Genomic DNA, 21,675 nt, shown 5'->3' on the forward strand with positions numbered 1-21,675 from the left:
CGAACTTTTAGCGTCGTCTTCATGAGCGAAGAGATCACCACCCAGTCCCCCGTCCGCCTCGCCGTGATCATCGGCAGCGTCCGCCACGAACGGTTCGCCGACGCCATCACCGGCTGGCTCCTGTCCGAACTCGCCGCGATCGACGGCCTGGAGGTCGACCCGATCGACCTCGCCGACGTCGATCTCCCGCTGCAGGGAACGCGCCCCGGCGGGACCCGGACGGCGATCAGCGACAAGCTGCACGCGGCCGACGCCTACCTCGTCGTCACCCCGGAGTACAACCACAGTTTCCCGGCGGCGTTGAAGAACGCGATCGACTGGCACTTCACGGAATGGGCGTACAAGCCCGTCGGGTTCGTCGGTTACGGCGCGGGTTCGGGCGGCATCCGCGCGATCGAGCAGCTGCGGCTGATCTTCCCCGAACTGCGCGCGACCACGATCCGCGACGCGGTCCTGCTGAACGCGCCGTGGACCCGTCTCGGGCCGAACGGATACGAGGGCACCGAAGGCGAGCGCGGCGCACTGGCCGCGACGATGACCGAACTGACCTGGTGGGCCCGCACCCTGCGCGCCGGACGCGTCGCGGATCAGGTGAGTGCGGCATGAACCGCCTGACCGCACAAGAACTCCGCATCGCGGCGGTGATCGCGCTCGGCGGGTTGATGGCCGTTCTCGACACCACGATCGTCGCCGTCGCACTGCCGCGGTTCATGACGACCTTCTCCGCATCGCTGACCACGACCCAGTGGATCGTGACCGCCTACGCACTCGGCATGGTCGCGGCGATGCCGCTCGCGGCTACTTTCGCGCAACGGTGGGGAGCGCGCCGGGTGTACCTGGCCGCACTGCTCGTGTTCGCGGTGGCGTCCGCGGCCGCCGGAGCGGCCGGCGATCTGGGCTGGCTGATCGCCGCACGAGCGGTACAGGGCCTCGCCGGCGGCCTGATCAACCCCTTGGGCATGACCATCGGCTTCGGCACGGTGGCCCCGGAACGCCGCAGCCGGATGACCGCGATCACCGGGCTGCCCTTGCTGATCGGGCCGATCCTCGGTCCGGTGCTCGGCGGGATCCTGCTGGACAGCCTGTCGTGGCGGGCGCTGTTCTTCATCACCGTCCCACCCGCTCTGCTCGCCGTCGCGGGCGTACTTCGGTGGGTGCCCGCCGATACCCCGTCCGCGGAACGCGCTCCGATCGATTTCGCCGGCGGCCTGCTGCTCGTCCCCGGTGTGGTCGCGGTGGCGTACGGCTTCAGCGAGGAGACGCTCGGCGTGGACGTCCGGTCGGGCATCGTCGCCGCCGGACTGGTGCTCATGGCCGTGTTCATCCGAAGGTCGTGGGGGCATCGCGCGCCGCTGCTGAACGTCCGGCTTCTGCGTGACCGGACGTTCGGCCGGAACACCGTGGTCCTCGTCCTGTACGCCGCGCCGTACTTCGGCTCGATGCTGCTGATGCCCGCCTACATTCAGGTGATGCGCGGTGATTCGGCCATGACCAGCGCGCTGATGATGGTCCCCGGGGCGATCGGGATGGGCATCACCATCCAGTTCGCCGCTCGTGTCCTGGAACGCTTCGGCCCGAGGATCGTCGTCGGGACGGGACTGAGCATGGCGATCGTCTCGACCGCGCTGACGGCGCTCGTCCTCACCCCGGGCACTCCGTACCCGGTGCTGGGAATCTTGGGGCTGCTCCAGGGAGCGGGCACCGGAGCGATCATGATGCCCACCATCGTGAGCGCGGGCCGTGAACTGCGCGGATCGGATCTCGCGTCCGGTTCGGCGATCCTTCCCTTGGCCAGCACCATCGCGAGCGCGGTCGGGACCGCGGCGGTGAGCGCGGTGTTCACCGGGCTGATCGCGGCCGCCACCGCCGGATAGGGTCTCGCCGCGCTGAGCGATCCGGGTTCGGCGCTCACCGGGGAGGTCGTCGACGCGTATCGTCTGACACTCGTCGGAGTCCTCGCGGTCATGGTGTTCGCCCTGGTGGTCAGGCTGCGGACACGGCCCGCCCCGGCGACGGAACCCGCCACGGTACGGAGCGCAGCATGACGACGTCGACACTCCCCCAGCTCGATGCCCGGCTGACCGTCAGCGAGGTCGCGAGCAAAGCCGGGGTCTCGGCCAACGCCGTCCGCTACTACGAGCGCTACCGCGTCATCACCGCGGAGCGGACCGCGGGCAACGCGCGCCGGTTCACGATCGACGCCATCTGCCGCATCCGGCTCGCGGTCGCCGCCCAGCGGGTCGGGCTCAGCCTCGCCGAAAGCGCGGAGATCCTGGCCGAGATCCCGCCGATGTCCCCCGATCTCGAACTGTGGTCGCGGGCGGGGCAACGGCTCATCGACGCCGGGCAGGCTCGTATCGCCGAGCTCGCCGCGGTGGTCGACGAGTACCGGACGCTCCAGTTCCTCAGGAGTTGAACGGTCCTTCCGCCGCGCTCGACCAGCGGAAGACAGGACGGTTCTCGAGACCGGGGTAGGCCACGGCCATACCCCGGTCAGGGGACATGGACCACAGGCGCGCGCCGGGCGCCGCGGCATGATCCGCCCAGTCCGTCGACCAGGCTGGAATGTAGCGCTCGTAGATGCGTCGGATCCGGGCCACATCTTTGACTTCAAGTCTCGCGGGACCGGTCATGCGGACCTGGCGGACGTCGTCAGGCGGGTCGAAGGTCGCGACCATGACAGCGACCTCGCGATAGTCGCGGGCCGCGGTCAAGAACGGCGACGGGCGGCCGTCGGGCACCGTGGTGTGGAACCACAACCGCCCCTCCTCGGCCACGAACCACATCATCGCCAATGCCGGATTCCCGCGCCCGGTGGTGGTGGCGACGCTGGCGGGCAAGCGCGGCTCGTCGAGGAAGTCTCGTACCGCGAGAATCGATCGGTCCATGTCGCCACCCTGCAACCTCGACCGCGGTGGAGGTCCAGAAGTACATGAAGGCCCCCTTCCTTACGTCCAGCGCAAGGAAGGGGGCCTTCATGTACTTCGAGGAGTCAAGTCAGCGCTGCGGCGGCGGACCACCCTGCGGACCACCGAACGGTCCCTGCTGCGGGAACGGCCCGCTGCCCGGCCCCTGCGACGGCGGCCCCTGGTACGGACCACCCTGCGGACCGGCGGGCGGCTGCGCCTGCGGCAACCGCGTGGCCGGCGGGGCCGGCGGCGGCTCCGGAGCGGCCTCCGGCTCGGGAGCCGGAGCAGCCTTGGGAACCTGACGCGGAGCGGGCGGCTCCTGCCGCGGCGTCGCGACACCCAGCGCCGGAACCTCCTTGCGCGCCACGGCTTCCGCGGCCGCGACGGCCTCGGCGACCTTCGGGTCGCTGGAGGTGTCGAACCAGCCCTGGACCTCTTCGTCCTCCAGGTCCGGCTTCTCGACCGGGTCTTCCTTCGGCGGCTCGTAGCGGAACACGCCGTCGTCGCCGGGCGCGCCGAGCGCGCGGGCGAAGCCCTCCAGTGCCTTGCCGTAGTCGCTCGGGATCATCCAGACCTTGTTCGCGTCGCCCTGCGCCAGCTGCGGCAGGGTCTGCAGGTACTGGTACGCCAGGACCTCGGGCGTGGGACGTCCGGCCTTGATCGCCGCGAAGACCTTCTCGATGGCTTTCGCCTGGCCCTGCGCCTGCAGATACCGGGCGGCACGTTCACCCTGCGCGCGCAGGATCCGCGACTGCCGCTCGGCCTCCGCACTCAGGATCGCGGCCTGCTTGGCACCTTCGGCCGCGAGGATCTGGCTCTGCTTCTGGCCTTCCGCGGTCTTGATCGCCGATTCACGCTGACCTTCGGCGGTCAGGATCATCGCGCGCTTCTCACGGTCGGCACGCATCTGCTTCTCCATCGAATCCTGGATGGAGGGCGGCGGGTCGATCGCCTTCAGCTCGACCCGGGCGACGCGGATGCCCCAGCGGCCGGTGGCCTCGTCGAGCACACCGCGCAGCTGGCTGTTGATCGAGTCACGCGAGGTCAGGGTCTGTTCGAGGCTCATGCCACCGACGACGTTACGCAGGGTCGTGGTGGTCAGCTGCTCGACACCGACGATGTAGTTCGAGATCTCGTAGACCGCGGCGCGCGAGTCGGTGACCTGGAAGTACACGACCGTGTCGATGGACACCGTCAGGTTGTCCTCGGTGATCACGGGCTGCGGAGGGAACGAAACGACCTGCTCGCGAAGGTCGATCCGCGCCCGGACCTTGTCCAGGAAGGGCACCAGAAACGTCAGGCCGGGAGAAGCCACCGTCCGGAACCGGCCCAGCCGTTCGATCACAGCGGACTGCGCCTGCGGCACCACCATGATCGCCTTGACCACGACGACGACCACGAACAACGCGAGCAGTCCGACGACGATGAACACCACTGTCTCTGACAACTACCTTCCCCTTACGTAGAAACCTGTTGCGGTGCGGCCGTCCGGCTCACAACTCGGCCGAGACGACCGCCGTGGCGCCCGAGATCTCGACGACCGTCACCGATGTCCCCGGGGCGATCGGTTCCCCATGGGTCATGCTCCGTGCCGACCAGACGTCGCCCGCCAGCTTCACCTGGCCGGCATCGCCGTCCACTGTGGACACTACTACCGCCCGCGCGCCGATCAGCGCGTCGGTGTTGGTCTTGATGTCCGGCCCCGCGAGGAACCGGCGTTTGAGGGTCGGCCGGACGAGGACGAGCATCCCGACCGAGGCGACGGCGAACACCGCGACGTCGATGAAGGGGTTCCCGGTCAGGGCGGCCGAGCCCGCCCCGAACAGGGCTCCGACGCCGACCATGAGCAGGAACAGATCACCCGAGAGCAGCTCGGCGATGATCAAGAGGATGCCGGCGATCAGCCAGATGAGCGCGCCTGTCATGCGTTCATGCTCCCAGATCGCGCCGACTCATACCGGGGAAGCGAATCCGACGTGACCGACGCGTGACCTTGAGTGACCTCACGCAAACCAGACATTCAGGACTCTTCGCCCGGGTCCGAGACGAAGTCGATGAGCCGTTCCACCGCTCCGATCAGCGGCGTTTCCAGATCCCGGTAGCTGCCGACCGCCGCCAGGATCCGCTGCCAGCCCTCCCACGGCTCGCCCCAGCCGAGCGCGTCGCAGACGCCCTCTTTCCACTCCGTGCCGCGCGGGATCTTCGGCCAGGCACGGATGCCGACGACCGACGGCTTCACGGCCTCCCAGATGTCGATGTACGGATGCCCGGTGATCAGCACGTTCTCGTCGCGGATCGCGTCGACGATCCGCGATTCCTTGCTGCCCGCGACCAGGTGGTCGACCAGCACGCCGAGGCGGCGGCCGGGTCCGGTGCCGAACTCGTCGATGCGGTCGGACAGCACGTCCACCCCATCGAGTGGTTCCACCACCACGCCTTCGACTCGCAGGTCGTGCCCCCAGACCCGCTCGACGAGTTCCGCGTCGTGCTTGCCCTCCACCCAGATGCGCGAATCGCGGGCGACCCGGGCCTTGAGCCCCTGCACCTGGACCGACCCGGACGCCGAGATCCGCCGTGCCGGGGCTTTCGGTGCGGCCTTCGCCGGCACCAGCGTCACCGGCTTACCTTCGAGCAGGAACCCCGCGGGGTTCAGCGGGAACACGCGGTGCTTGCCGTGCCGGTCTTCGAGGACGACGTTGCCGTACTCAATCTTCACCACGGCACCGCAGTAGCCGCTGGCCGGGTCCTCGACCACGAGCCCCGGCTCCGCGGGCACCTCGGGGATCTTCCGCTTGCGCGGGCCGGACAACACGTCGTCGTACGAATGGGAGCGCACGGCGGACGACGCTATCGGTGCCCGCCGCCGGCGTCTTCCCGCCACGCCGGTCAGGAGGCCATGAGGAGCATCGCGTCGACGAACGGAGTCCGCTCGGCCCGCTCCAGCGGGCGCATCACGAACAGCGGCGCTAGCGCGACACACCACGCGCGCACTCGTCCGGCGTCGAAACCCGGCAGATGCGGCGCGATCGCGTCGAGCCCGTCTTCGAGCGTTCCACCGTCACGCATCGGCAAGGTGACCCAATCCGCCAGATCGAACGACGGGTCCCCCACGCTCGGACGCGGGTCGATCGCGACCGCTCCCCGCCCAGGCCCGCCGTCGAGGACGTTGCCCGGATGCAGGTCCCCGTGCACGATCGCGGTCCCTCCCCCGCCGGTCGCGAGTTCGAGCGCCCGCAGCCGCGCGCGATCGAGGGTCTCCAGCGAGAGCGTGGCCTCGGCCACCGAGCCGCGCAGCCCGCGCTCGGCGAGCCGGTACATGAACACGACACGGTCTTCCAGCGGCGGGAAATCCGACGGCGGGGCGACCGAGTGGATCTGGGCCATCAGGTCGCCGACCTCGGCCCACGGGACGTCCGCCCCCGCCTCCATCAGCTCCGTGCCAGGCTCGATGCCCTCCAGCAGGATCGCCCCGGCGGCGAGTTCCGTGTCGAGCACCTGCACGACCCTCGAGCAGCCGTCCCACGCCCGCAGCGCGGCGGCTTCCGATTCGGCGATCGTGTGATCCGGCGTCAGTTTGAGGACCTTCTTCAGCCCGTCGGCCCCGGTACAGATCAAGGTCCGGCCAGAGTTGCCCGGTTTGGCGTCGACGACGGTGAGACCCCAGCGCACGGCCAGCCGCTCCACGAGGGCGGGCAGTTCGTCACACCACGTCGCGACGTCCTCGCCGAACCGCCTGATCAGACGCGCACGCGCCTCGTCGTCGATCAGAACAACGGCCATGGGATGGCCCGCCAGTCGTCGCCCGGCTCGGGGAAGACCCCTTCCGCCAACAGCAGCTCGGTGCGCTCGGCCAGCGCGCGGATCTCGAACCCGGTGAGGTGCTCGCCCAGCGCTTCGCCGAGCTCTCCGTCCAGCTTCTCGCGAAGGCCGCGGAGCTTGCCGACCTCGGCATCGGTCAGCCGCTCGCCGATCCAGCCCCAGAGCACCGTCCGCAGCTTCGGATCGGTGTGCAGGCAGATCCCGTGATCCACGCCGTAGACCCGGCCGTCGGCGCCGGCGAGCACGTGACCGCCCTTGCGGTCGGTGTTGTTGACCACGATGTCGAGCACGGCCAGCTCCCGCATACCCTGCCGGTCCGCGTGCGCAAGCACCGCGGGCTCGCCGTCACGATCGTGCGCGTGCAGCACGACACGCCAGCCTTCCGGCAGGCTCTCCGGTGACCGGACGTCGACGAGTTCCTCGTCGGTGGTCTCGATCCACAGCTGCACCATGCCCGGCCCGAACGGCCCGTCGCGCAGCACCGTCGGCGGGATCGCGCCGAGCCCTGAGGCGTCGGCGACCATGGCCGTCGCGACCTCGCGGCCCGCGAGCGTCCCGTCGGGGAAGTCCCACAACGGCCGCTCACCGGAAACCGGCTTGTACACGACGTTGCCGGTGACGCCGTCGAGCTCGATCGTGCAGAACAGCGTGACGTTGGACGCGTCGACGAGCCTGCCTTCGACGTCGATCTTGCCGCGCGTCACCAGCTCCCGTGAAGACTCCTCCACCTCGTCAGTCCTCGAGGACGTCGACGTCGCGCCGGTACCCGTTCTGGCGCGGGCAGATGTGGCCCGCCGGGTCGAGCGGTTCCGCGCACAGCGGGCACGGCTTGCGCCCGGCGTTGACCACCCGGTCCGCCCGCTCCGCGAACGCGCGCGCCGCGCCAGGGCTCAGGAAGACGCGCACGGCGTCCGGCCCCTCTTCGGTGTCGTCCAGAACGACCGTTTCGTCCACCTCGCCCTCCGTCATCGCGAGCAGCTCGATGACGACGGCACTGCTTTCGGCGTCCCAGCCGAGCCCCATGGTGCCGACGCGGAACTCCTCCTCGACCGGAACGGTCAGGGGGTCGACGTCGAGGAGTTCGTCGGGCGCGTCGTCCGGTACGTCCGCGCCGAACCGGCTGGCGACCTCTTCCAGCAGCGAGCTGAGCCTCTCGGCCAGCACCACCACCTGCTGTTTTTCGATCGTCACACTGATCGTGCGGACGTCCTCGGACGCCTGGAGATAGAACGTGCGGTCGCCGGGCTCACCGACGGTTCCTGCGACGAACCGGTCGGGCTGGCGGAAGACGTGGATTACGCGAGACATGGCACCTTTGACCCTAGGCCACGGCCCCATGATCGGCATCCGCCGCCCCAAGGTTAAGCCCAGGGCGAAACCGCCGCGCCCCGGGCCGCCACGGGCAAAGGGACGAACCTAGTCTTCAACCGTGGTTGAGATCGCCCCTTACGGCACCTGGACGTCTCCCCTGTCGGCCGCCGCTGTCGCGGCCTCGGGAGTCAGCGCGCAATGGCTCGATACCGTGGGAAACGAGGTTTGGTGGGCCGAAGCGAGAACCGGTGAAGGCGGTCGCGTCACCCTCGTGCGGTCCCGCGCCGACGGCACGGTCGAAGACGTCCTTCCCGCTCCGTGGAGCGTCCGGAACCGGGTCCACGAATACGGCGGCCGGCCCTGGCTCGTCCTCGGCGACGTCCTGGTCTTCACCCACTGGGCGGATCAGCGCGTCTACCGCCGGGACCTGACCACCGGCGAGACGACCCCGCTGACCCCCGAACCGGCGACCCGGCACGGGATCCGCTACAGCGACCTACAGCCCGGCCTCCCCGGCGAGGTGTGGCTGGTCCGCGAACGCAGCACCGGCCCCCGGCGCGTCGACATCGCCCGCGATCTCATCGCGGTCCCCCTCGACGGTGGCCCGGAACGGGTTCTGACCGCGAGCCATCACTTCCTCACCGCGCCACGGCTCTCGCCGGACGCCGAGCGTGCGGCTTGGATCGGCTGGAACCACCCCGCGATGCCTTGGGACGGCACCGAACTGTGCGTCGCCGAACTCGGCGAGGACGGGACGTTCGGGCCGCACCGGGTGCTCGCCGGCGCGGCCGACATCTCCGTCTGCCAGGTCGAATGGGAGTCGGCGGGCAGCCTGCTGGCCTTGCTCGACCCGGACGGCTGGTGGAACCTGCACCGCGTCGGACTCGACGGCGGCATCGAGAACCTGGCCCCGGTCGAACAGGAGATCGGCGGCGCGCAGTGGAAACTCGGCACGCGCTGGTTCACTCCGGTCGGCGACGGCAGGTTCGCCGTCATCGCGTCGGGCAGGCTCGCCATCCTCGACGAAGCGACGCGGGAAGTGACTCCGGTGGCGGCCGCCGCCGAGCTGACCGCGTGGTCCACCAACGGTTTCGCCGTCCACGAGGGCCGCATCGTCGGCGTCGCGGCGGGACCGAAACGTGAAGGTGCCGTCGTGAAGGTCGGTCTCGACGGCGGGACGGTGACCGAACTCGCGTCCGCACCTGAACCGCCGTCGCCCGCCTACCTGTCGACGCCCGAGGAACGGATCTTCAAGACCGACGACGGCGACCGGATCCCCGCCTTCGTCTACCTCCCCGCGAACGCCGACTTCGCCGCGCCGGACGGCGAACTGCCGCCGCTGCTCGTCTACCCGCACGGCGGGCCGACCGGCCGGGACAGCGCGGTGCTCGACTACGAGATCGCCTACTTCACCAGCCGCGGGATCGCCGTCGTCACCGTGAACTACGGCGGCTCCACCGGCTACGGACGTGTTTATCGTGAGCGGCTGCGGGAACAGTGGGGCGTCGTCGACGTCGCCGACTGCGTCACCGTCGCCGAAGCCCTCGCCGCCGAAGGCACCGTCGACGGCGACAGGCTGGCAATCCGCGGCGGCAGCGCGGGCGGGTACACCTCCGCCGCCTCGCTGACCACCACCACGACCTACCGCGCGGGCACCGTGATGTACCCGATCCTCGACCTCACGCAGTGGACCGGCGACGGCGGTGAGACGCACGACTTCGAGTCCCGCTATCTCGACGGGCTGGTCGGTCCGCTGCCGGAGGCCGCGCAGCGCTACCGGGATCGGTCGCCGATCAACAACGCGGGCACCCTCGCGGGTCCTTTGCTGTTCCTGCAGGGGTTGGAGGACGAGATCTGCCCGCCCGAGCAGGCGGACCGGTTCGTGGCCGGGCTGGAAGGGCGCGGTATCGAGCACGCCTACCTGAGGTTCGAGGGCGAGCAGCACGGTTTCCGGAAGGCGGAGACGATCGTGGCCGCGCTAGAAGCGGAGTTGTCGTTCTACGGTCAGATCCTCGGCTTCGAGACGCCTGGTGTGCCGAAGCTCCGGCTGAGCCGGTGAGGCCGCCGAAGACACGGCCGGGTGACACGATCGCCTTGGTCGCCCCGGCGGGGCCGGTCCCGCCGGACCTCGTCGAGAAGGCGCTGCCGGTGCTCCGCGGCTGGGGCGTCGAGGTCCACGTCGGCGAGTGCGTCCGCGCGGCCTCCGCCGGTTACCTGTCGGCTTCCGACGAGGCACGGGCCGCCGAATTCACCCGCGCCTGGCTGGACCCGGGAGTCACCTGCGTCCTCGCCGCCCGTGGCGGCTACGGCTCGCAGCGGATGCTCGACCTCCTCGACTGGACGGCGCTGCGGGCGGCCGGGCCCAAGATGTTCGGCGGATCGAGCGACGTCACCGCGCTGCACCGGGCGGTGAACGTCCACATGGGACTGGAGACGCTGTTCTCTCCCATGCCCGCGACCACCCTGTTCGACGCGGTGGCCGCCGAGCATCTGCGGCTGTCGTTGTTCGAACCGGACAGCGTGCGGCTGATCGCCTCACCGACGTCGTCGCCGCTGATGCCGGGCACCGCGACCGGAACGCTCATCGGCGGCAACCTAGCCCTTGTCGCGGCAGGCCTCGGCACGCCCGAGCAGGGCTCGGGGCGTGAGGCGCTCGTGCTGCTGGAGGACGTCACCGAGAGCCCCTACCGGATCGACCGGATGCTGACCCAACTGCTGCGTTCCGGCTGGCTCGACGGCGTTCGAGGGTTCGTGCTGGGCTCGTGGAAGTCCTGCGGTGAGCCGGAGGCGATCCGGGCGCTGATGCTCGACCGCCTCGGCCCGCTCGGCGTCCCGATCGCCTGGGATTTCGGTGTCGGGCACGTCCCGGCGTCGCCGACCATCCCGCTCGGCGCACGGGCCACCCTCGACGCCGGCGCGGGAACGCTGTTGGTTTTGCCATAACGGCAAGAGAACTTGCGGAACCAGCCGGGCGGGGGCATCTTGCGGTCATGGATGCCACACAGCAGTTCTGGGAAGACTTCTACCGGGACAAGGATCAGGTCTGGAGCGGGAAGGCGAACCCGATCCTGGTGAACGAGGTCGCCGCGCTCACGCCGGGAACGGCGCTCGATCTCGGCTGCGGCGAGGGCGGCGACGCCATCTGGCTGACGCGACAGGGCTGGCGGGTCACCGCCGTCGACATCTCGGACGTCGCACTCCAGCGCGCCGCCGCACACGCGGCCGAGGCCGGCGTCGAGGGCATCGTCTGGGAGCGCCACGACCTGGCGAAGTCGTTCCCGGAAGGACGTTTCGACCTCGTCTCCGCACAGTTCTTCCACTCCCCCGTCGCGGACGACGGCGAACGGGACAAGGCGCTCCGCCGTGCCGCGGAAGCCGTCGCGCCGGGCGGCACGCTGGTGGTCGCGGGTCACGCGGGCTGGCCGACGTGGATGGAGGAGCCGCCGCACAAGGACGTCCACTTCCCGACCACCGCCGAGGTGCTCGAATCGCTGGCACTGGCCGACGGCGAATGGACCGTGGAACGACAGGAGCTGATCACCCGCGACTTCCCGGGACCGGACGGCCAGCAGGGAACGCGTTCGGACAACGTGCTCCGCGTGCGCCGCTCGGGATAGGTACCGTCACGGCATGCGGATGACGCCTGCCGAAGCCCGGTCACGGTTCGAAGGCGAGCGGATAGCGAGGCTGGCGACGACGGGTTCGGACGGCGTGCCCCACGTGGTGCCGGTGACGTTCGTTCTCGAAGGCGACTCGGTGGCGTTCGCGATCGACCACAAACCCAAGAGCACGACGGCGTTGCGGCGGCTGAGGAACATCGCGGAGAACCCGGTGGTCAGCTTTCTGACCGACCACTACGACGAGGACTGGGCCGGACTGTGGTGGGCCCGGGCCGACGGTGTCGCCCGGGTGCTCACCGATCCCGGCGAGCAGGCGCAGCCGGCGCGGCTGCTGCGGGAGAAGTATCCGCAGTACGAGGCGCAGCCTCCCCCGCATGCCGTGGTGACCACGCTCGTTCACTCATGGAGCGGTTGGCGCGCTTCCTGAGCTTTTTGGCCTTGTTGCCGTTTTACGGCAACAAGGCCGTCGCCATGCCGTATAGGTCGTTATACACTTTTGGTGAGCGAGACCGTCGCTCCGTGGACCAGCCACGCTCGCTTCGCGTTTCGTCCGGTCGATCACGTGACATCCCCGGTGCCGGACCTCCTGAGTACATGAAGGACCCCTTCCTGTACCTAGGCGCAAGGATGGAGTCCTTCATGTACTGGGGGAAGGTCGAGTTTCCTCGGCTGAGCCGAGGGAAGGGGTCCTTCACGCGCAACCCTTGTGACTGCTGACGTACATGGGGCGCGTGGCGATTACCAAAGTCCGTGAAGGCCAAGCCCCAGCATCCACGCCCAGGTACATGAAGGCCCCCTTCCTTGCGTCTAGCGCAAGGAAGGGGGCCTTCATGTACTGAAACTCAAGAGGAGCGAGGAGCCTCGGCCGGCAGGAACTGCTCCACCGGCTTCCCCCGCCAAGCGGCGATGATCCCCAGCGGGTCCGGCCGCAGCAGCGAAGCGGCCGCGTACACGCTCGCCGCGACGACGCCGGCCATGAACCACCAGTCGTACAGCGCCTGCTCCCCCGTCGGGTAGTAGACCAGCGTCACGAACACCGACACCGCGACGACGACCGCGAGGTTCCGGCGGCGCCATTCGAACGCGGAAAGAACGACGAAACCCCAGGTCAGGTACCACGGCAGCGAGGGCGGCGGGACGATCGCGCCGGCCAGCAGCACGATCGCCATCCGGTGGATCGCCGGGTAGCCGCCGTCGCGGGCGAGCCACCACTGCCAGCCGGCGAAGACGAACAGGCCGACCATCGCGATCGCCCGGAAGACGGTGACGAACGGCGAGACCTCGACGTCGATCACCAGGTTCACCAGCGAGTAGAAGATCTCGCCGATCCCGGTCGGGAAGTTCATCCAGTTCGCGATCAGCGTCGGCGCCTTGAGGCCGGTCAGCCACCCGAGGTTCACCGAGCCGAGCGACAGCCAGGTGCCCGCGACGAACACCGGCAGGAAGATCCCGACCGACGCGGCGCCCGCGCGGAAGAAGTTGACCACCTTCCGGTCACCGGGCAGGTGGTTCGCCCACACCCACACCAGGAACGGCAGCGCCCACGCCGCGGTGGGTTTGATCAGCATGCCGATGGTGACCAGGACGATGGCGACGACGTGTTTGCGTTCCAGCGCGGCCAGCACGCCGACGGTGAGGAAGCCCAGCATCAGCAGGTCGTTGTGCGGTCCGCCGACGAGGTGGATCACCGTCATCGGGCTGGCGATGGCGAGCCACAGCGTGATCGGCAGCTTGCCGCCGAGGTGCTTGACCAGGCGCGGCAGCGACCACAGCATCCCGATCAGGCCGATCATCAGCACCAGCCGGGTCGCGATGACCCCGGCGATCATGTCGTTGCCGGTGACCGAGACGATCGCCTTGGCGACCAGCAGGAACAGCGGGCCGTACGGCGCGGGCGTGGTCTGCCACAGCGGATGGACGTTCTGCACCACGTCCGGCAGCACGGCCAGCTCGGCCGGGCCGTTGGCGTACGGATCGAGGCCGTTGAGCAGCTGCGCGCCCTGCGCGAGGTAGGAGAAGACGTCGCGGGTGAACAGCGGCGGCGACACCAGCAGCGGCGCCATCCAGCAGGCGGCGGCGATGACGATCGGGCGGCTGCCGATGCGGCCCGCGAGCGCGTAGCGGCCCAGCCGGACCCACGCCCAGATGATCAGCGCGAAGCCCGTGTAGAGCACCACGTTGGCGAGGATGCGGCCGTGGCCGTAGCGGATCCACGACAGCGGTCCGTGCCCCAATATCGGGTCACGGACGAGAGTGCCGCCGGCACCGAGCGCCGCCAGCATCAGCAGCGTGCTGCCGATGGTTCCCATCGCGATCGTGCGGTACGGGAACCGGGAAGGCACCCGGAGCCGCTCGCCGAGGGAACCGGCCGAGGGCGTCTGCTGGGGGTCTGTCGTGGTCGCCATTTCGAGATTGGAGGTTACACACCGCGCCTGTGCGAGTGCGCGGCAATGGGTGTTTCCCGCGCCGTCCCACCGGGCAACGCGGCGAGCAGCGACTTCGTGTAGTCGTGCTTCGGGTCCAGCAGGACCTCCTCCACGGTACCGACTTCCACCAGCTCCCCGCGATACATCACGGCGACCCGGTCGGCGATGTTCCAGGCCAGCCCGAGGTCGTGGGTGATCACCAGCCCGGCGAGTCCCAGTTCACGCCGCAGGCGCAGCAACAGCGCGAGGATCTCCCCTCGTACCGACGCGTCGAGCGAGGCCACCGGTTCGTCGGCGACGATCACGCCGGGATCCAGTGCGAGCGCGCCCGCGATGACGACCCGCTGCCGTTGTCCGCCGGACAGCTCGTGCGGGAGCCGGTCGAGGAACTTCGCCGCGGGCCGCAGCTCGGCCGCTTCGAGCGCCTTCGTGACGATCTCGTGCTCGTTCGCGCCCATTCCGTGGATGCGGGGGCCTTCCGCGACGGCCTCGTACACCGTGTGGTTCGGGTTCAGCGCGCTCGTCGGATCCTGCAGCACCAGCTGGACCTGGCGCCGGTACGCCTTGAGCCCCGCACCGCCGAGCGGGACCGGCTTGCCGTCGTATCGCACCGCGCCGGAGTCGGGTTTCTGCAACCCCAGCAGGGTTCGGGCGAGCGTCGTCTTGCCGGAGCCGGACTGGCCGACGAGCGCGACGATCTCGTCCTTCCGCACCTGGAGGCTTACCCCGGCGACCGCGTTGATCCGCTTCCCGGTGCGGTCGCGGAAGGTGACGCGCAGGTCCTCGGCTTCCAGCAACGCGGGCTGGTCGGCACTGCGCTCCGGCTCCGGCGGCAGCGGCGTGCTGGTCGCGGGCGCGAAGCGGGACACCGGATCGCCCACGGTCGGGAACGCGGCCGCCAGCGCCTTGCTGTGCGCGTGCTGCGGCGCGCTCATCAGTTCCGCGCTCGGCCGCTCCTCGACGATCTCGCCGTCGTACATCACCGCGATCCGACGACAGGTGGCGGCCAGCACCGACAGGTCGTGGCTGATCATGATCAGCCCGATCCCCTGTTCGGCGACCAGCCTGCCCAGCAGGTCGAGCACCTGCGCCTGGACGACGACGTCGAGCGCGGTCGTCGGCTCGTCCGCGATGATCAGCCGCGGCGAACAGGCGAGCGCCATCGCGATCATGACGCGTTGCTTCTGGCCGCCGGACAGCTCGTGCGGGTACGCGCCGGCGCGGCCGGGCGGAAGGTCGACCTGTTCGAGCAGTTCCTTGACCTTGGCCTGGACGTCGGCGTCCGACAGCGCCTTGCCACCGGGCGGGTGCAGGCGGATCGGCTCGGCGATCTGCTCGCCGATCTTCCGTACCGGGTTGAGCGCGTGCATCGCGCCCTGGAAGACGACCGAGGCCTCGGCCCAGCGCACCGCGCGCAGCCTGCCCCACTTCATGGCCGTGACGTCTTCTCCGCCCAGCAGGATCTCCCCGCTGACCTTCGCCGACCGCGGGAGCAGCCGCAGCACGCTCATCGCGACCGTCGACTTCCCCGACCCCGACTCCCCCGCCACACCGAGGGTGTCGCCGGGTTCGAGCACGAGATCGACGCCGCGGACGGCGGCGACCTCGCCGCCGCCGGTGGCGTAGGTGACGCCGAGGTTCTTCAGTTCCAGCAAGGGGCTCATGAGTGCTGTCCCTTCAGGCGCGGGTTCAGCACGGTTTCCAGCGCGCGTCCGACGAGGGTGAAGGCGAGGACGACCACGACGATCGCGACACCCGGCGGCAGCAGATTCCACCAGGCGCCCTTGCTGATCGCGCCGTTGTTCAAGGCGGTCTGCAGCATGGCTCCCCAGGAGACGGTGTTCGGGTTGCCGACGCCGAGGAACGCCAGCGTCGCGTCCGCGATGACCGCGTTGCCCACGACGAGCGTGGTGTTGGCCAGCACGAGCGGCATGACACCGGGAAGGACGTGCTTGCCGACGATGTGCAGGTGCCCGCCGCCGAGCGCTTTCGCTCGCTCGATGTACGGGCGGCCCTCGATCGTGAGGGTCTGCGCGCGGACCAGACGCGCGGTGCTGGGCCAGGCGGTGACGCCGATCGCGATGATCACCGTCATCGTGCCCTGGTCCAGTACCGAGGCGAGCGCCACGGCCAGGACGAGCGACGGCAGCACCAGGAAGAAGTCCGTGAACCGCAGCAGGAGCCCGGACAGCCAGCCGCCGAAATGCGCGGCCGCGATCCCGATGACGGTGCCGATCAGCACCGAGAGGAACGCCGCCGAGAAGCCGGTGAGCAGCGAGATCCGCGCCCCCCAGAACGTCATCAGCAGCACCGAACGGCCGTCGATGTCGGTGCCCAGCCAGAATTCCCCGCTGGGCGGGTCCAGGGAAGTGCCTTCGGCCTTGGTGACGTCGAGACCGGACTCGTCCGAGATCACCGGCGCGAGGATGGCCAGCAGCGTGAGGACACCGAGGAAGGCCAGCCCGAAGACGCCCGCCTTGTTCGTCGTGAACTCGTGCCAGCGCTTCGCCACGGCCTCACGGCGGCGGCGCCAGACGATCGAACCGGGTTTTTCCGCTGTGGTCATGCCGTCCGCACCCTGGGGTCGAGCACGCGGTAGAGCAACTCCGCGAGCAGGTTCATCAGCACCACCGCACCCGCGAGGGTGACGAAGACTCCTTGCAGGACAGGCAGATCAGGCCCGCGGAGCGCTTCGTAGAGCAGCTGCCCGAGCCCCGGCCAGCTGAACACGGCCTCGACCGAGACCGCGCCCGAGACGACCATTCCGAACTGCATGAAGACCAGCGTCACCGTCGGGAGCAGGGCGTTGGGCACGGCGTGCCGCTTGCGGACGAGGTCGTCGCGCAGGCCCTTGGCCCGTGCGGTGGTGAGGTAGTCCGAATTCATCTCGCCGATCAGGGACGACCGCATGACCAGCATGTACTGCGCGTAGAACACCACCAGCAGGGTCACGCACGGCAGCACCAGGTGGTGGAGCACGTCGAGCCCTTCGCTGAAGAAGCCCGGCTCGACGTCCGGGGAATGCATGCCCCGGCTGGGAAAGAGGCCGTTGGTGGCCACCAGCAGCATGAGGCCGAGCCAGAACTGCGGAACCGACCAGAGCGTCAGCGCGATCCCGGTCTGGACCTTGTCGAACCTGCTCCCCCGGCGCCAGCCCGCGCGGACGCCGAGCCACAGGCCGAGCGCGACGGCGAGCACGGTCGCGCTGCCGACCAGCAGGATCGTCGGCCACAACCGCTCGCCGACCATGTCGAACACCGGACGCCGCTGCAGGTACGAGACGCCCATGTCGCCCTGGAGCAGCCCGACGACGTAGTCCCAGAACTGTTGCAGCAAGGGCTTGTCCACGCCCATCTGCGCGCGCAGTTCCGCCATCATCTTCGGATCGGTCGGCCGGTCGCGGACCATGAACCGCACGGGGTCGCCGGGCAGCGTCCGGAACAGGAAGAACCCCAGCACGACGACGAGCGCGAGGCTCGCCAGCGCGCCGCCGATCTTGGAGAGCACGAACCGGGCGGTGCCGGTCCCTCCCCGGCGCTCGTCGGGATCGACGAGCGCCGGGGTCTTGTCGAGGGAACTGAGTGCTTCGGTCAACGCGGTCCTTACTCCCGGTCGTCGGCCGACTTGCCGCGCCGCCCCAGCAGCACGCCGCCACCGACGAGCACCACGAGCACGACCGCGCCGATACCGATCCACAGGCCGGTGTTGCCGCTTTCCTCGGCACCCGCGGCGGCCGCGTCGGCCGGAGTGGCGCCGTACACGCCCCAGTAACCGGACTGCTCGAGGATCGCGCCGTCGGGCTGCGGCTGCTTGGTGAACGAGGAGAACTTGTCCGACCGGTAGGCCTCGAGCACGTTGTCGTAGTCGAGGACGACGTCGACGTACTCACCGGCCAGCACGGCCTGCGCCTGCTTGACGAGCTCGGCGCGCTTCGCCGGGTCGAACTCGGTCAGCTGCTTCTTGTACAGGTCTTCGTAGCGCGGGTCGCAGAAGAACGTCGCCGAGCTGCCGCCGTTGCCCTCGGCGTTCGGGCGGCCGGCGCAGGTGTTGAGGCTGAGGGCGTAGTCCGGGTCGGGCGAGGTGCCGTAGCCGGAGATCGCGAGGTCGTAGTTGCCCGCGGTGGTGCGGTCGTCCAGTTCGTCGTCGGAGACGAGTTCCTGCTTGACACCGATGCCGACGTCCTTGAGCCAGCCGCTGACGAACTGCGCGACACGCTGGTCGAACGGCCGGTTCGCGTGACCGGCGAGCCGGAACTCCAGCTTCGCGCCGCCGGGCGCGACGCGGATGCCGTCCGCGCCCTTGGCGTAGCCCGCCTGGTCGAGGGTGGCGTTCGCGGCCGCGATGTCGAACTTGGTCTTCTCGGCGTCCGACGGGGACCAGGTGTAGGCCTTGTAGATGGCGGGCACGACACCGGTTCCGGGCTGGCCGTAGCCGTTCATCACCTTGTCCACGATGGTCTTGGTGTCGATGGCCTGCGCGATCGCCTTGCGGACGCGGATGTCCTTCAGGATCGGGTTGCCGTCACCGATCGGCTGGTCGAGGACGTTCTTGACGCCGAAGTTGATGATGAGCTCGTTGTACCGGCGGCCCGGTGCCTTGTTCGTGGTGATGTTCTTCTCGCCCTTGAGCGCGTCGAACTGGGTCGGCGTGAGCCGGTTGATGACGTCGACCTCGCCCTGCTTCAGGGCGTTGACCGCGGCCTCGGCGTCCTTGAACTGCAGCAGCTGCAGCTCGTCGACCTTGGGCGCCCCGCGCCAGTAGTCCTTGTTCGCCTTGAACTTCACGAACTCGTTCTTCTTGTACTCGGTCAGCAGGTACGGCCCGCTGCCGACACCGACGACGGACATGTCGTCGGTCGAGGGGGCGTTGAGATCCTTGATCGGCTCCCAGATGTGCTTGGGCACGATCGGGACGTCGAGCGAGGTCATACTCGACTGCGGGGCCTTGGTCTTGATGACGAGCGTCTTGTCGTCCGGCGCCGAAACCGAGGCGAAGTTGGTGACGTAGCTGCCGTTCGCGGTGCGGGCGTTCTCGTCGTCGAGCATCCGCTGGAAGGTGTACGCGGGGTCCTGCGCGGTGATCGGCTTGCCGTCGGACCACTTCATCCCCTGGCGGATGGTGAAGGTCCAGGTGAGTTTGTCGTCGGAGGTCTTCCACGACTCGGCGATCCCGCCCGTGGGCTGGGTGTCCTCGGCCGAGGGCAGGGTCAGGAACTCGTAGTTGAACCGGCCGACCTGTGTCGACGCCGCCAGCTGGGCGGTGAAGGGGTTCAGGTGGTCGATGCCGGTCGTGAGCGCCACCCGGAGCACCTTGCCCTGCTGCTGCGCCGCCGCGGTGGGCACGAAAGGCACCGTCGCGACCGCCGAAGCGGCGAGGACCGCGACCACGCGAAGACCGCGCCGTCGCCTGGGAAAACGCTCTGTGCGCACGAAGACCACCCCATCGAAACTCGCTGTAACCCAACCCCCGAAGCGGAAAAGTAACCACATGTCGCGGTAACCGCGCAATGACTCGCCAATACCGATCGTGCACAGCGGATGCCGTCGCGTGCTCGACAGCTACGTTGAGTCTCACCGGCATTGCCCTGTGTCACCGTTTCAGTGCGCGAGCGGGCGGGACGTGCAGTGTCCTGGGCATTCAAGGGAAGCGTGCTTGCAGAAGCCTTGCGCGCGATGATGCCCAATCGATACGTGCGACGAAGTGAGAGCAAAGCGTTTCGTCCTCTGGATGCGGTGGTTGCACACGCAAGTACCGCATCCAGAGGACGAAACGCGGGAGAAGTCAGCCGACGGAGACCTCACGCCGCCGCGCGGTGGCGGCGGCCGCGTAGAGCCACGCGAACAGCGCCCACATACCGGCGAAGATGAGCCCGACGGTCACGTACGCGACCGTCCACAGCACGGCGGGCGTCTCCGACTTCCGCTCCCGCTGCAGGAACTCGATCTCCGACATGAACGGGCGCGTGCCGGACGTCGCGTCGATCGACGGCGCGTTCGCGGCCGGGTCGGCGGGCGCGTAGATCGGGGCGAGCCCCATCACCCGGTTCGGGACGTGCACCCGGATCCCGGTCTTCCACTGGCCGAACACCGGCAACGGCTGGGCGGTGCGGTACACCCCGTCGCCGATCTTCTCCAGCGGCGCCGTGTAGAAGTCGCCGCCCTGCCAAGCGAAACCGTTGAGCCACACGGCGTCGTCGGCCAGGTCCGGCCGCGAGATCGTCACCGTCGCGTCGACCCAGCGCGGTGTGCCGCCACCGTGCGGGTTCGAGATCGGCAGGCCGGTCGCGGCCTCGGTCAGCCGGACGTCGGCGGTGAATCCCGGCTCCGGATCCTGCGGGACGGCGACCGAGGACATCAGCGCCACCGCCCCCAAAGCGCCGACGAGACCGACCGAGTGACGGGGGCCGGCCGCGGGCACCCGCGTCGCCGTCTCCTCCACTCGCTGGTACTGCCAGACACCGATGAACGCGCCCGCGAGGGCCGCGCCGGTCCCGAACAGGACGAACAGCGGCAGATGGGCGGCGGGCCACGGGTTCGGCATCAGCCACTGGGTGAACGCCGCCTCGGCGAGCATCCCGGCCGTCCCCACGAGCAGACCGGCGACGGCGGCGAACGTGTAGCCCTTCCGGTTACGCATCGCGAGGGCGACGACCTCGATGATCAGCGCCTCGGCGACGTATGGCAGCAGTGACGCCACGTGCAGGTCGGCGAACAGCGGGATGACGGCGAACGAAGCGCGGGACGCGAGGAAGACCGCGAGCACGATCAGCGCGCCGCCCGGCCCCCAGGACAGCCGCCCGTAGGTCAGCGTCCAGGCGCCGATCAGGCCGACGAGCACGACCTGCGACAGCATCGGGAACTGCGGGACGCCGAGGTCGAACTCCATCAGGAACGCCGAAGCGCCCATCATCCAGGCACCGGCGAGCACCGGGCCGAGCAGCCGCACGACCGGCCCGGTCGCGCCGACCTGACGCGCCTCGCCGAGCAGCAGTTGCAGCCCCAGCACGACACAGACGCCGCCACCGATCATCAGGACGTGCGTCGGCCCCCATTCGGTGACGTCCTGGCCGAACAGGCGGTGCCAGACGTCGTCGAGCGGGAATCCGGCGATGCCGACCAGACCGGTCGCCATCATCTGGATGGAGCCCATCGGCGCCCGCCAGTGCGGGCCGATCTTGAACGTGCGCTTGGGCAGGTCCTTGGTCGCGAGGGTCGCGCTGAGCACGCCGCTGGCGAAGATGCCCATCAGTCCGAAGTAGATCGGGTAGTGCGACGGGTTCGCGAGCGGACCTTCGTCGCGGCCGAGTTCCATGTGGATCGGCACGTCCCAGTAGACGCCGATCAGCGCCGACATCCCGGAGAGGAAGGCGACGAACATCGGCAGCGCCGCCCAGCGCGGCAGACCGCTGAACTCACCCATCCAGTCGGCGACACGGCCGAAGACCGTCCGCTTCCCCGCGCGCTCGCGGAGCACGAAGAGGGCCAAGGGCAGGAAGACCGCGGTGAACATCAGGCCCGCGATGACGATCTGCCCGAATTGCGCGCCGCCGGCAGGCGGGCTCTCCTGAGCCATGAACACCGTTCTCGCCTT

At 69.4% G+C, this 21,675-nt stretch carries 20 protein-coding genes; 7 read left to right on the forward strand and 13 right to left on the reverse strand.

The features are described from left to right. Positions 1-21: 21 nt before the first annotated feature. The 3 genes from NQK81_RS03100 to NQK81_RS03110 all read left to right on the forward strand — a co-directional run bounded on the left by NQK81_RS03100 (position 22) and on the right by NQK81_RS03110 (position 2,416). Positions 22-606, forward strand: a complete 585-nt coding sequence (locus NQK81_RS03100; protein WP_257486961.1) for an NADPH-dependent FMN reductase — start codon at positions 22-24, stop codon at positions 604-606. Further along, positions 603-1,874, forward strand: coding sequence for a DHA2 family efflux MFS transporter permease subunit (locus tag NQK81_RS03105; protein ID WP_257486962.1), 1,272 nt, complete (start codon positions 603-605; stop codon positions 1,872-1,874). Before NQK81_RS03100 ends, NQK81_RS03105 begins: the two co-directional genes overlap by 4 nt. 167 nt (positions 1,875-2,041) lie before the next feature. Next, complete coding sequence (locus NQK81_RS03110; protein ID WP_257486963.1) at positions 2,042-2,416, forward strand: MerR family transcriptional regulator; 375 nt, start codon at positions 2,042-2,044, stop codon at positions 2,414-2,416. Here the strand turns inward: NQK81_RS03110 and NQK81_RS03115 are convergent. The 7 genes from NQK81_RS03115 to NQK81_RS03145 all read right to left on the reverse strand — a co-directional run bounded on the left by NQK81_RS03115 (position 2,406) and on the right by NQK81_RS03145 (position 8,036). Further along, entirely contained in the window at positions 2,406-2,888 is a 483-nt protein-coding gene (locus NQK81_RS03115) for a pyridoxamine 5'-phosphate oxidase family protein (protein WP_257486964.1), read from the reverse strand. The genes NQK81_RS03110 and NQK81_RS03115 overlap by 11 nt on opposite strands. Positions 2,889-2,997: 109 nt before the next feature. Continuing rightward, positions 2,998-4,344, reverse strand: coding sequence for an SPFH domain-containing protein (locus tag NQK81_RS03120; RefSeq protein WP_257489984.1), 1,347 nt, complete (start codon positions 4,342-4,344; stop codon positions 2,998-3,000). Positions 4,345-4,402: 58 nt separating this feature from the next. Then, positions 4,403-4,834 carry an NfeD family protein gene (locus NQK81_RS03125; protein ID WP_126732925.1) on the reverse strand — a complete coding sequence of 144 codons (432 nt, stop codon included), beginning with the start codon at positions 4,832-4,834 and terminating at the stop codon, positions 4,403-4,405. Positions 4,835-4,929: 95 nt separating this feature from the next. After that, entirely contained in the window at positions 4,930-5,745 is an 816-nt protein-coding gene (locus NQK81_RS03130) for a DUF3097 domain-containing protein (protein ID WP_257486965.1), read from the reverse strand. A 50-nt stretch (positions 5,746-5,795) separates the two neighbouring features. Then, entirely contained in the window at positions 5,796-6,689 is an 894-nt protein-coding gene (locus tag NQK81_RS03135) for an aminoglycoside phosphotransferase family protein (RefSeq protein WP_257486966.1), read from the reverse strand. Beyond that, positions 6,674-7,456 (reverse strand): SCO1664 family protein, encoded by a 783-nt coding sequence (locus tag NQK81_RS03140; protein ID WP_257486967.1) that lies wholly within the window; start codon positions 7,454-7,456, stop codon positions 6,674-6,676. Before NQK81_RS03140 ends, NQK81_RS03135 begins: the two co-directional genes overlap by 16 nt. Positions 7,457-7,460: 4 nt before the next feature. After that, positions 7,461-8,036, reverse strand: coding sequence for a DUF3090 domain-containing protein (locus tag NQK81_RS03145; protein ID WP_126732921.1), 576 nt, complete (start codon positions 8,034-8,036; stop codon positions 7,461-7,463). 121 nt (positions 8,037-8,157) lie between these two features. Between NQK81_RS03145 and NQK81_RS03150 the strand changes: the two genes are divergently transcribed. The 4 genes from NQK81_RS03150 to NQK81_RS03165 are packed head-to-tail and all read left to right on the forward strand — an operon-like array spanning position 8,158 to position 12,086. Beyond that, entirely contained in the window at positions 8,158-10,098 is a 1,941-nt protein-coding gene (locus NQK81_RS03150) for a S9 family peptidase (RefSeq protein ID WP_257486968.1), read from the forward strand. Next, the gene (locus tag NQK81_RS03155; protein WP_257486969.1) at positions 10,095-10,982 is read left to right on the forward strand and encodes a S66 peptidase family protein; all 888 of its coding nucleotides are present in this window, start codon (positions 10,095-10,097) and stop codon (positions 10,980-10,982) included. Before NQK81_RS03150 ends, NQK81_RS03155 begins: the two co-directional genes overlap by 4 nt. A 47-nt stretch (positions 10,983-11,029) precedes the next feature. Beyond that, a complete protein-coding gene (locus NQK81_RS03160) occupies positions 11,030-11,656 on the forward strand; it encodes a class I SAM-dependent methyltransferase (protein WP_257486970.1) in 627 nt (208 codons plus the stop codon). A 13-nt stretch (positions 11,657-11,669) separates the two neighbouring features. Beyond that, positions 11,670-12,086, forward strand: coding sequence for a TIGR03668 family PPOX class F420-dependent oxidoreductase (locus NQK81_RS03165; RefSeq protein WP_257486971.1), 417 nt, complete (start codon positions 11,670-11,672; stop codon positions 12,084-12,086). A 415-nt stretch (positions 12,087-12,501) separates the two neighbouring features. On the opposite strand, the gene mptB is transcribed toward NQK81_RS03165, so the two are convergent. The 6 genes from mptB to NQK81_RS03195 form a co-directional block, all read right to left on the reverse strand. Continuing rightward, a complete protein-coding gene (gene mptB, locus NQK81_RS03170; RefSeq protein ID WP_257486972.1) occupies positions 12,502-14,064 on the reverse strand; it encodes a polyprenol phosphomannose-dependent alpha 1,6 mannosyltransferase MptB in 1,563 nt (520 codons plus the stop codon). Positions 14,065-14,078: 14 nt separating this feature from the next. Beyond that, positions 14,079-15,749: a nickel ABC transporter ATP-binding protein NikE gene (gene nikE / locus NQK81_RS03175; RefSeq protein WP_257486973.1), complete on the reverse strand. Its 1,671-nt coding sequence runs from the start codon at positions 15,747-15,749 to the stop codon at positions 14,079-14,081. After that, positions 15,746-16,651 (reverse strand): ABC transporter permease, encoded by a 906-nt coding sequence (locus tag NQK81_RS03180; RefSeq protein WP_126732914.1) that lies wholly within the window; start codon positions 16,649-16,651, stop codon positions 15,746-15,748. The genes nikE and NQK81_RS03180 overlap by 4 nt, the downstream gene beginning before the upstream one ends. Then, complete coding sequence (locus tag NQK81_RS03185; protein ID WP_257486974.1) at positions 16,648-17,679, reverse strand: ABC transporter permease; 1,032 nt, start codon at positions 17,677-17,679, stop codon at positions 16,648-16,650. The genes NQK81_RS03180 and NQK81_RS03185 overlap by 4 nt, the downstream gene beginning before the upstream one ends. An 8-nt stretch (positions 17,680-17,687) precedes the next feature. Next, the gene (locus tag NQK81_RS03190; protein WP_257489985.1) at positions 17,688-19,472 is read right to left on the reverse strand and encodes an ABC transporter substrate-binding protein; all 1,785 of its coding nucleotides are present in this window, start codon (positions 19,470-19,472) and stop codon (positions 17,688-17,690) included. 394 nt (positions 19,473-19,866) lie between these two features. Then, positions 19,867-21,657, reverse strand: a complete 1,791-nt coding sequence (locus tag NQK81_RS03195) for a hypothetical protein (RefSeq protein WP_257486975.1) — start codon at positions 21,655-21,657, stop codon at positions 19,867-19,869. Positions 21,658-21,675 lie beyond the last annotated feature (18 nt).

The sequence above is a fragment of the Amycolatopsis roodepoortensis genome (genome assembly GCF_024628825.1).
GTDB classification, from domain to species: domain Bacteria; phylum Actinomycetota; class Actinomycetes; order Mycobacteriales; family Pseudonocardiaceae; genus Amycolatopsis; species Amycolatopsis roodepoortensis.

Bases quoted from the DNA above. Each gene is read 5' to 3' on its own strand.
- NQK81_RS03100 (WP_257486961.1), top strand. From the start codon at position 22: ATGAGCGAAGAGATCACCACCCAGTCCCCCGTCCGCCTCGCCGTGATC.
- NQK81_RS03105 (WP_257486962.1), top strand. From the start codon at position 603: ATGAACCGCCTGACCGCACAAGAACTCCGCATCGCGGCGGTGATCGCG.
- NQK81_RS03110 (WP_257486963.1), top strand. From the start codon at position 2,042: ATGACGACGTCGACACTCCCCCAGCTCGATGCCCGGCTGACCGTCAGC.
- NQK81_RS03115 (WP_257486964.1), bottom strand. From the start codon at position 2,888: ATGGACCGATCGATTCTCGCGGTACGAGACTTCCTCGACGAGCCGCGC.
- NQK81_RS03125 (WP_126732925.1), bottom strand. From the start codon at position 4,834: ATGACAGGCGCGCTCATCTGGCTGATCGCCGGCATCCTCTTGATCATC.
- NQK81_RS03135 (WP_257486966.1), bottom strand. From the start codon at position 6,689: ATGGCCGTTGTTCTGATCGACGACGAGGCGCGTGCGCGTCTGATCAGG.
- NQK81_RS03145 (WP_126732921.1), bottom strand. From the start codon at position 8,036: ATGTCTCGCGTAATCCACGTCTTCCGCCAGCCCGACCGGTTCGTCGCA.
- NQK81_RS03160 (WP_257486970.1), top strand. From the start codon at position 11,030: ATGGATGCCACACAGCAGTTCTGGGAAGACTTCTACCGGGACAAGGAT.
- NQK81_RS03165 (WP_257486971.1), top strand. From the start codon at position 11,670: ATGCGGATGACGCCTGCCGAAGCCCGGTCACGGTTCGAAGGCGAGCGG.
- mptB (WP_257486972.1), bottom strand. From the start codon at position 14,064: ATGGCGACCACGACAGACCCCCAGCAGACGCCCTCGGCCGGTTCCCTC.
- nikE (WP_257486973.1), bottom strand. From the start codon at position 15,749: ATGAGCCCCTTGCTGGAACTGAAGAACCTCGGCGTCACCTACGCCACC.
- NQK81_RS03180 (WP_126732914.1), bottom strand. From the start codon at position 16,651: ATGACCACAGCGGAAAAACCCGGTTCGATCGTCTGGCGCCGCCGCCGT.
- NQK81_RS03195 (WP_257486975.1), bottom strand. From the start codon at position 21,657: ATGGCTCAGGAGAGCCCGCCTGCCGGCGGCGCGCAATTCGGGCAGATC.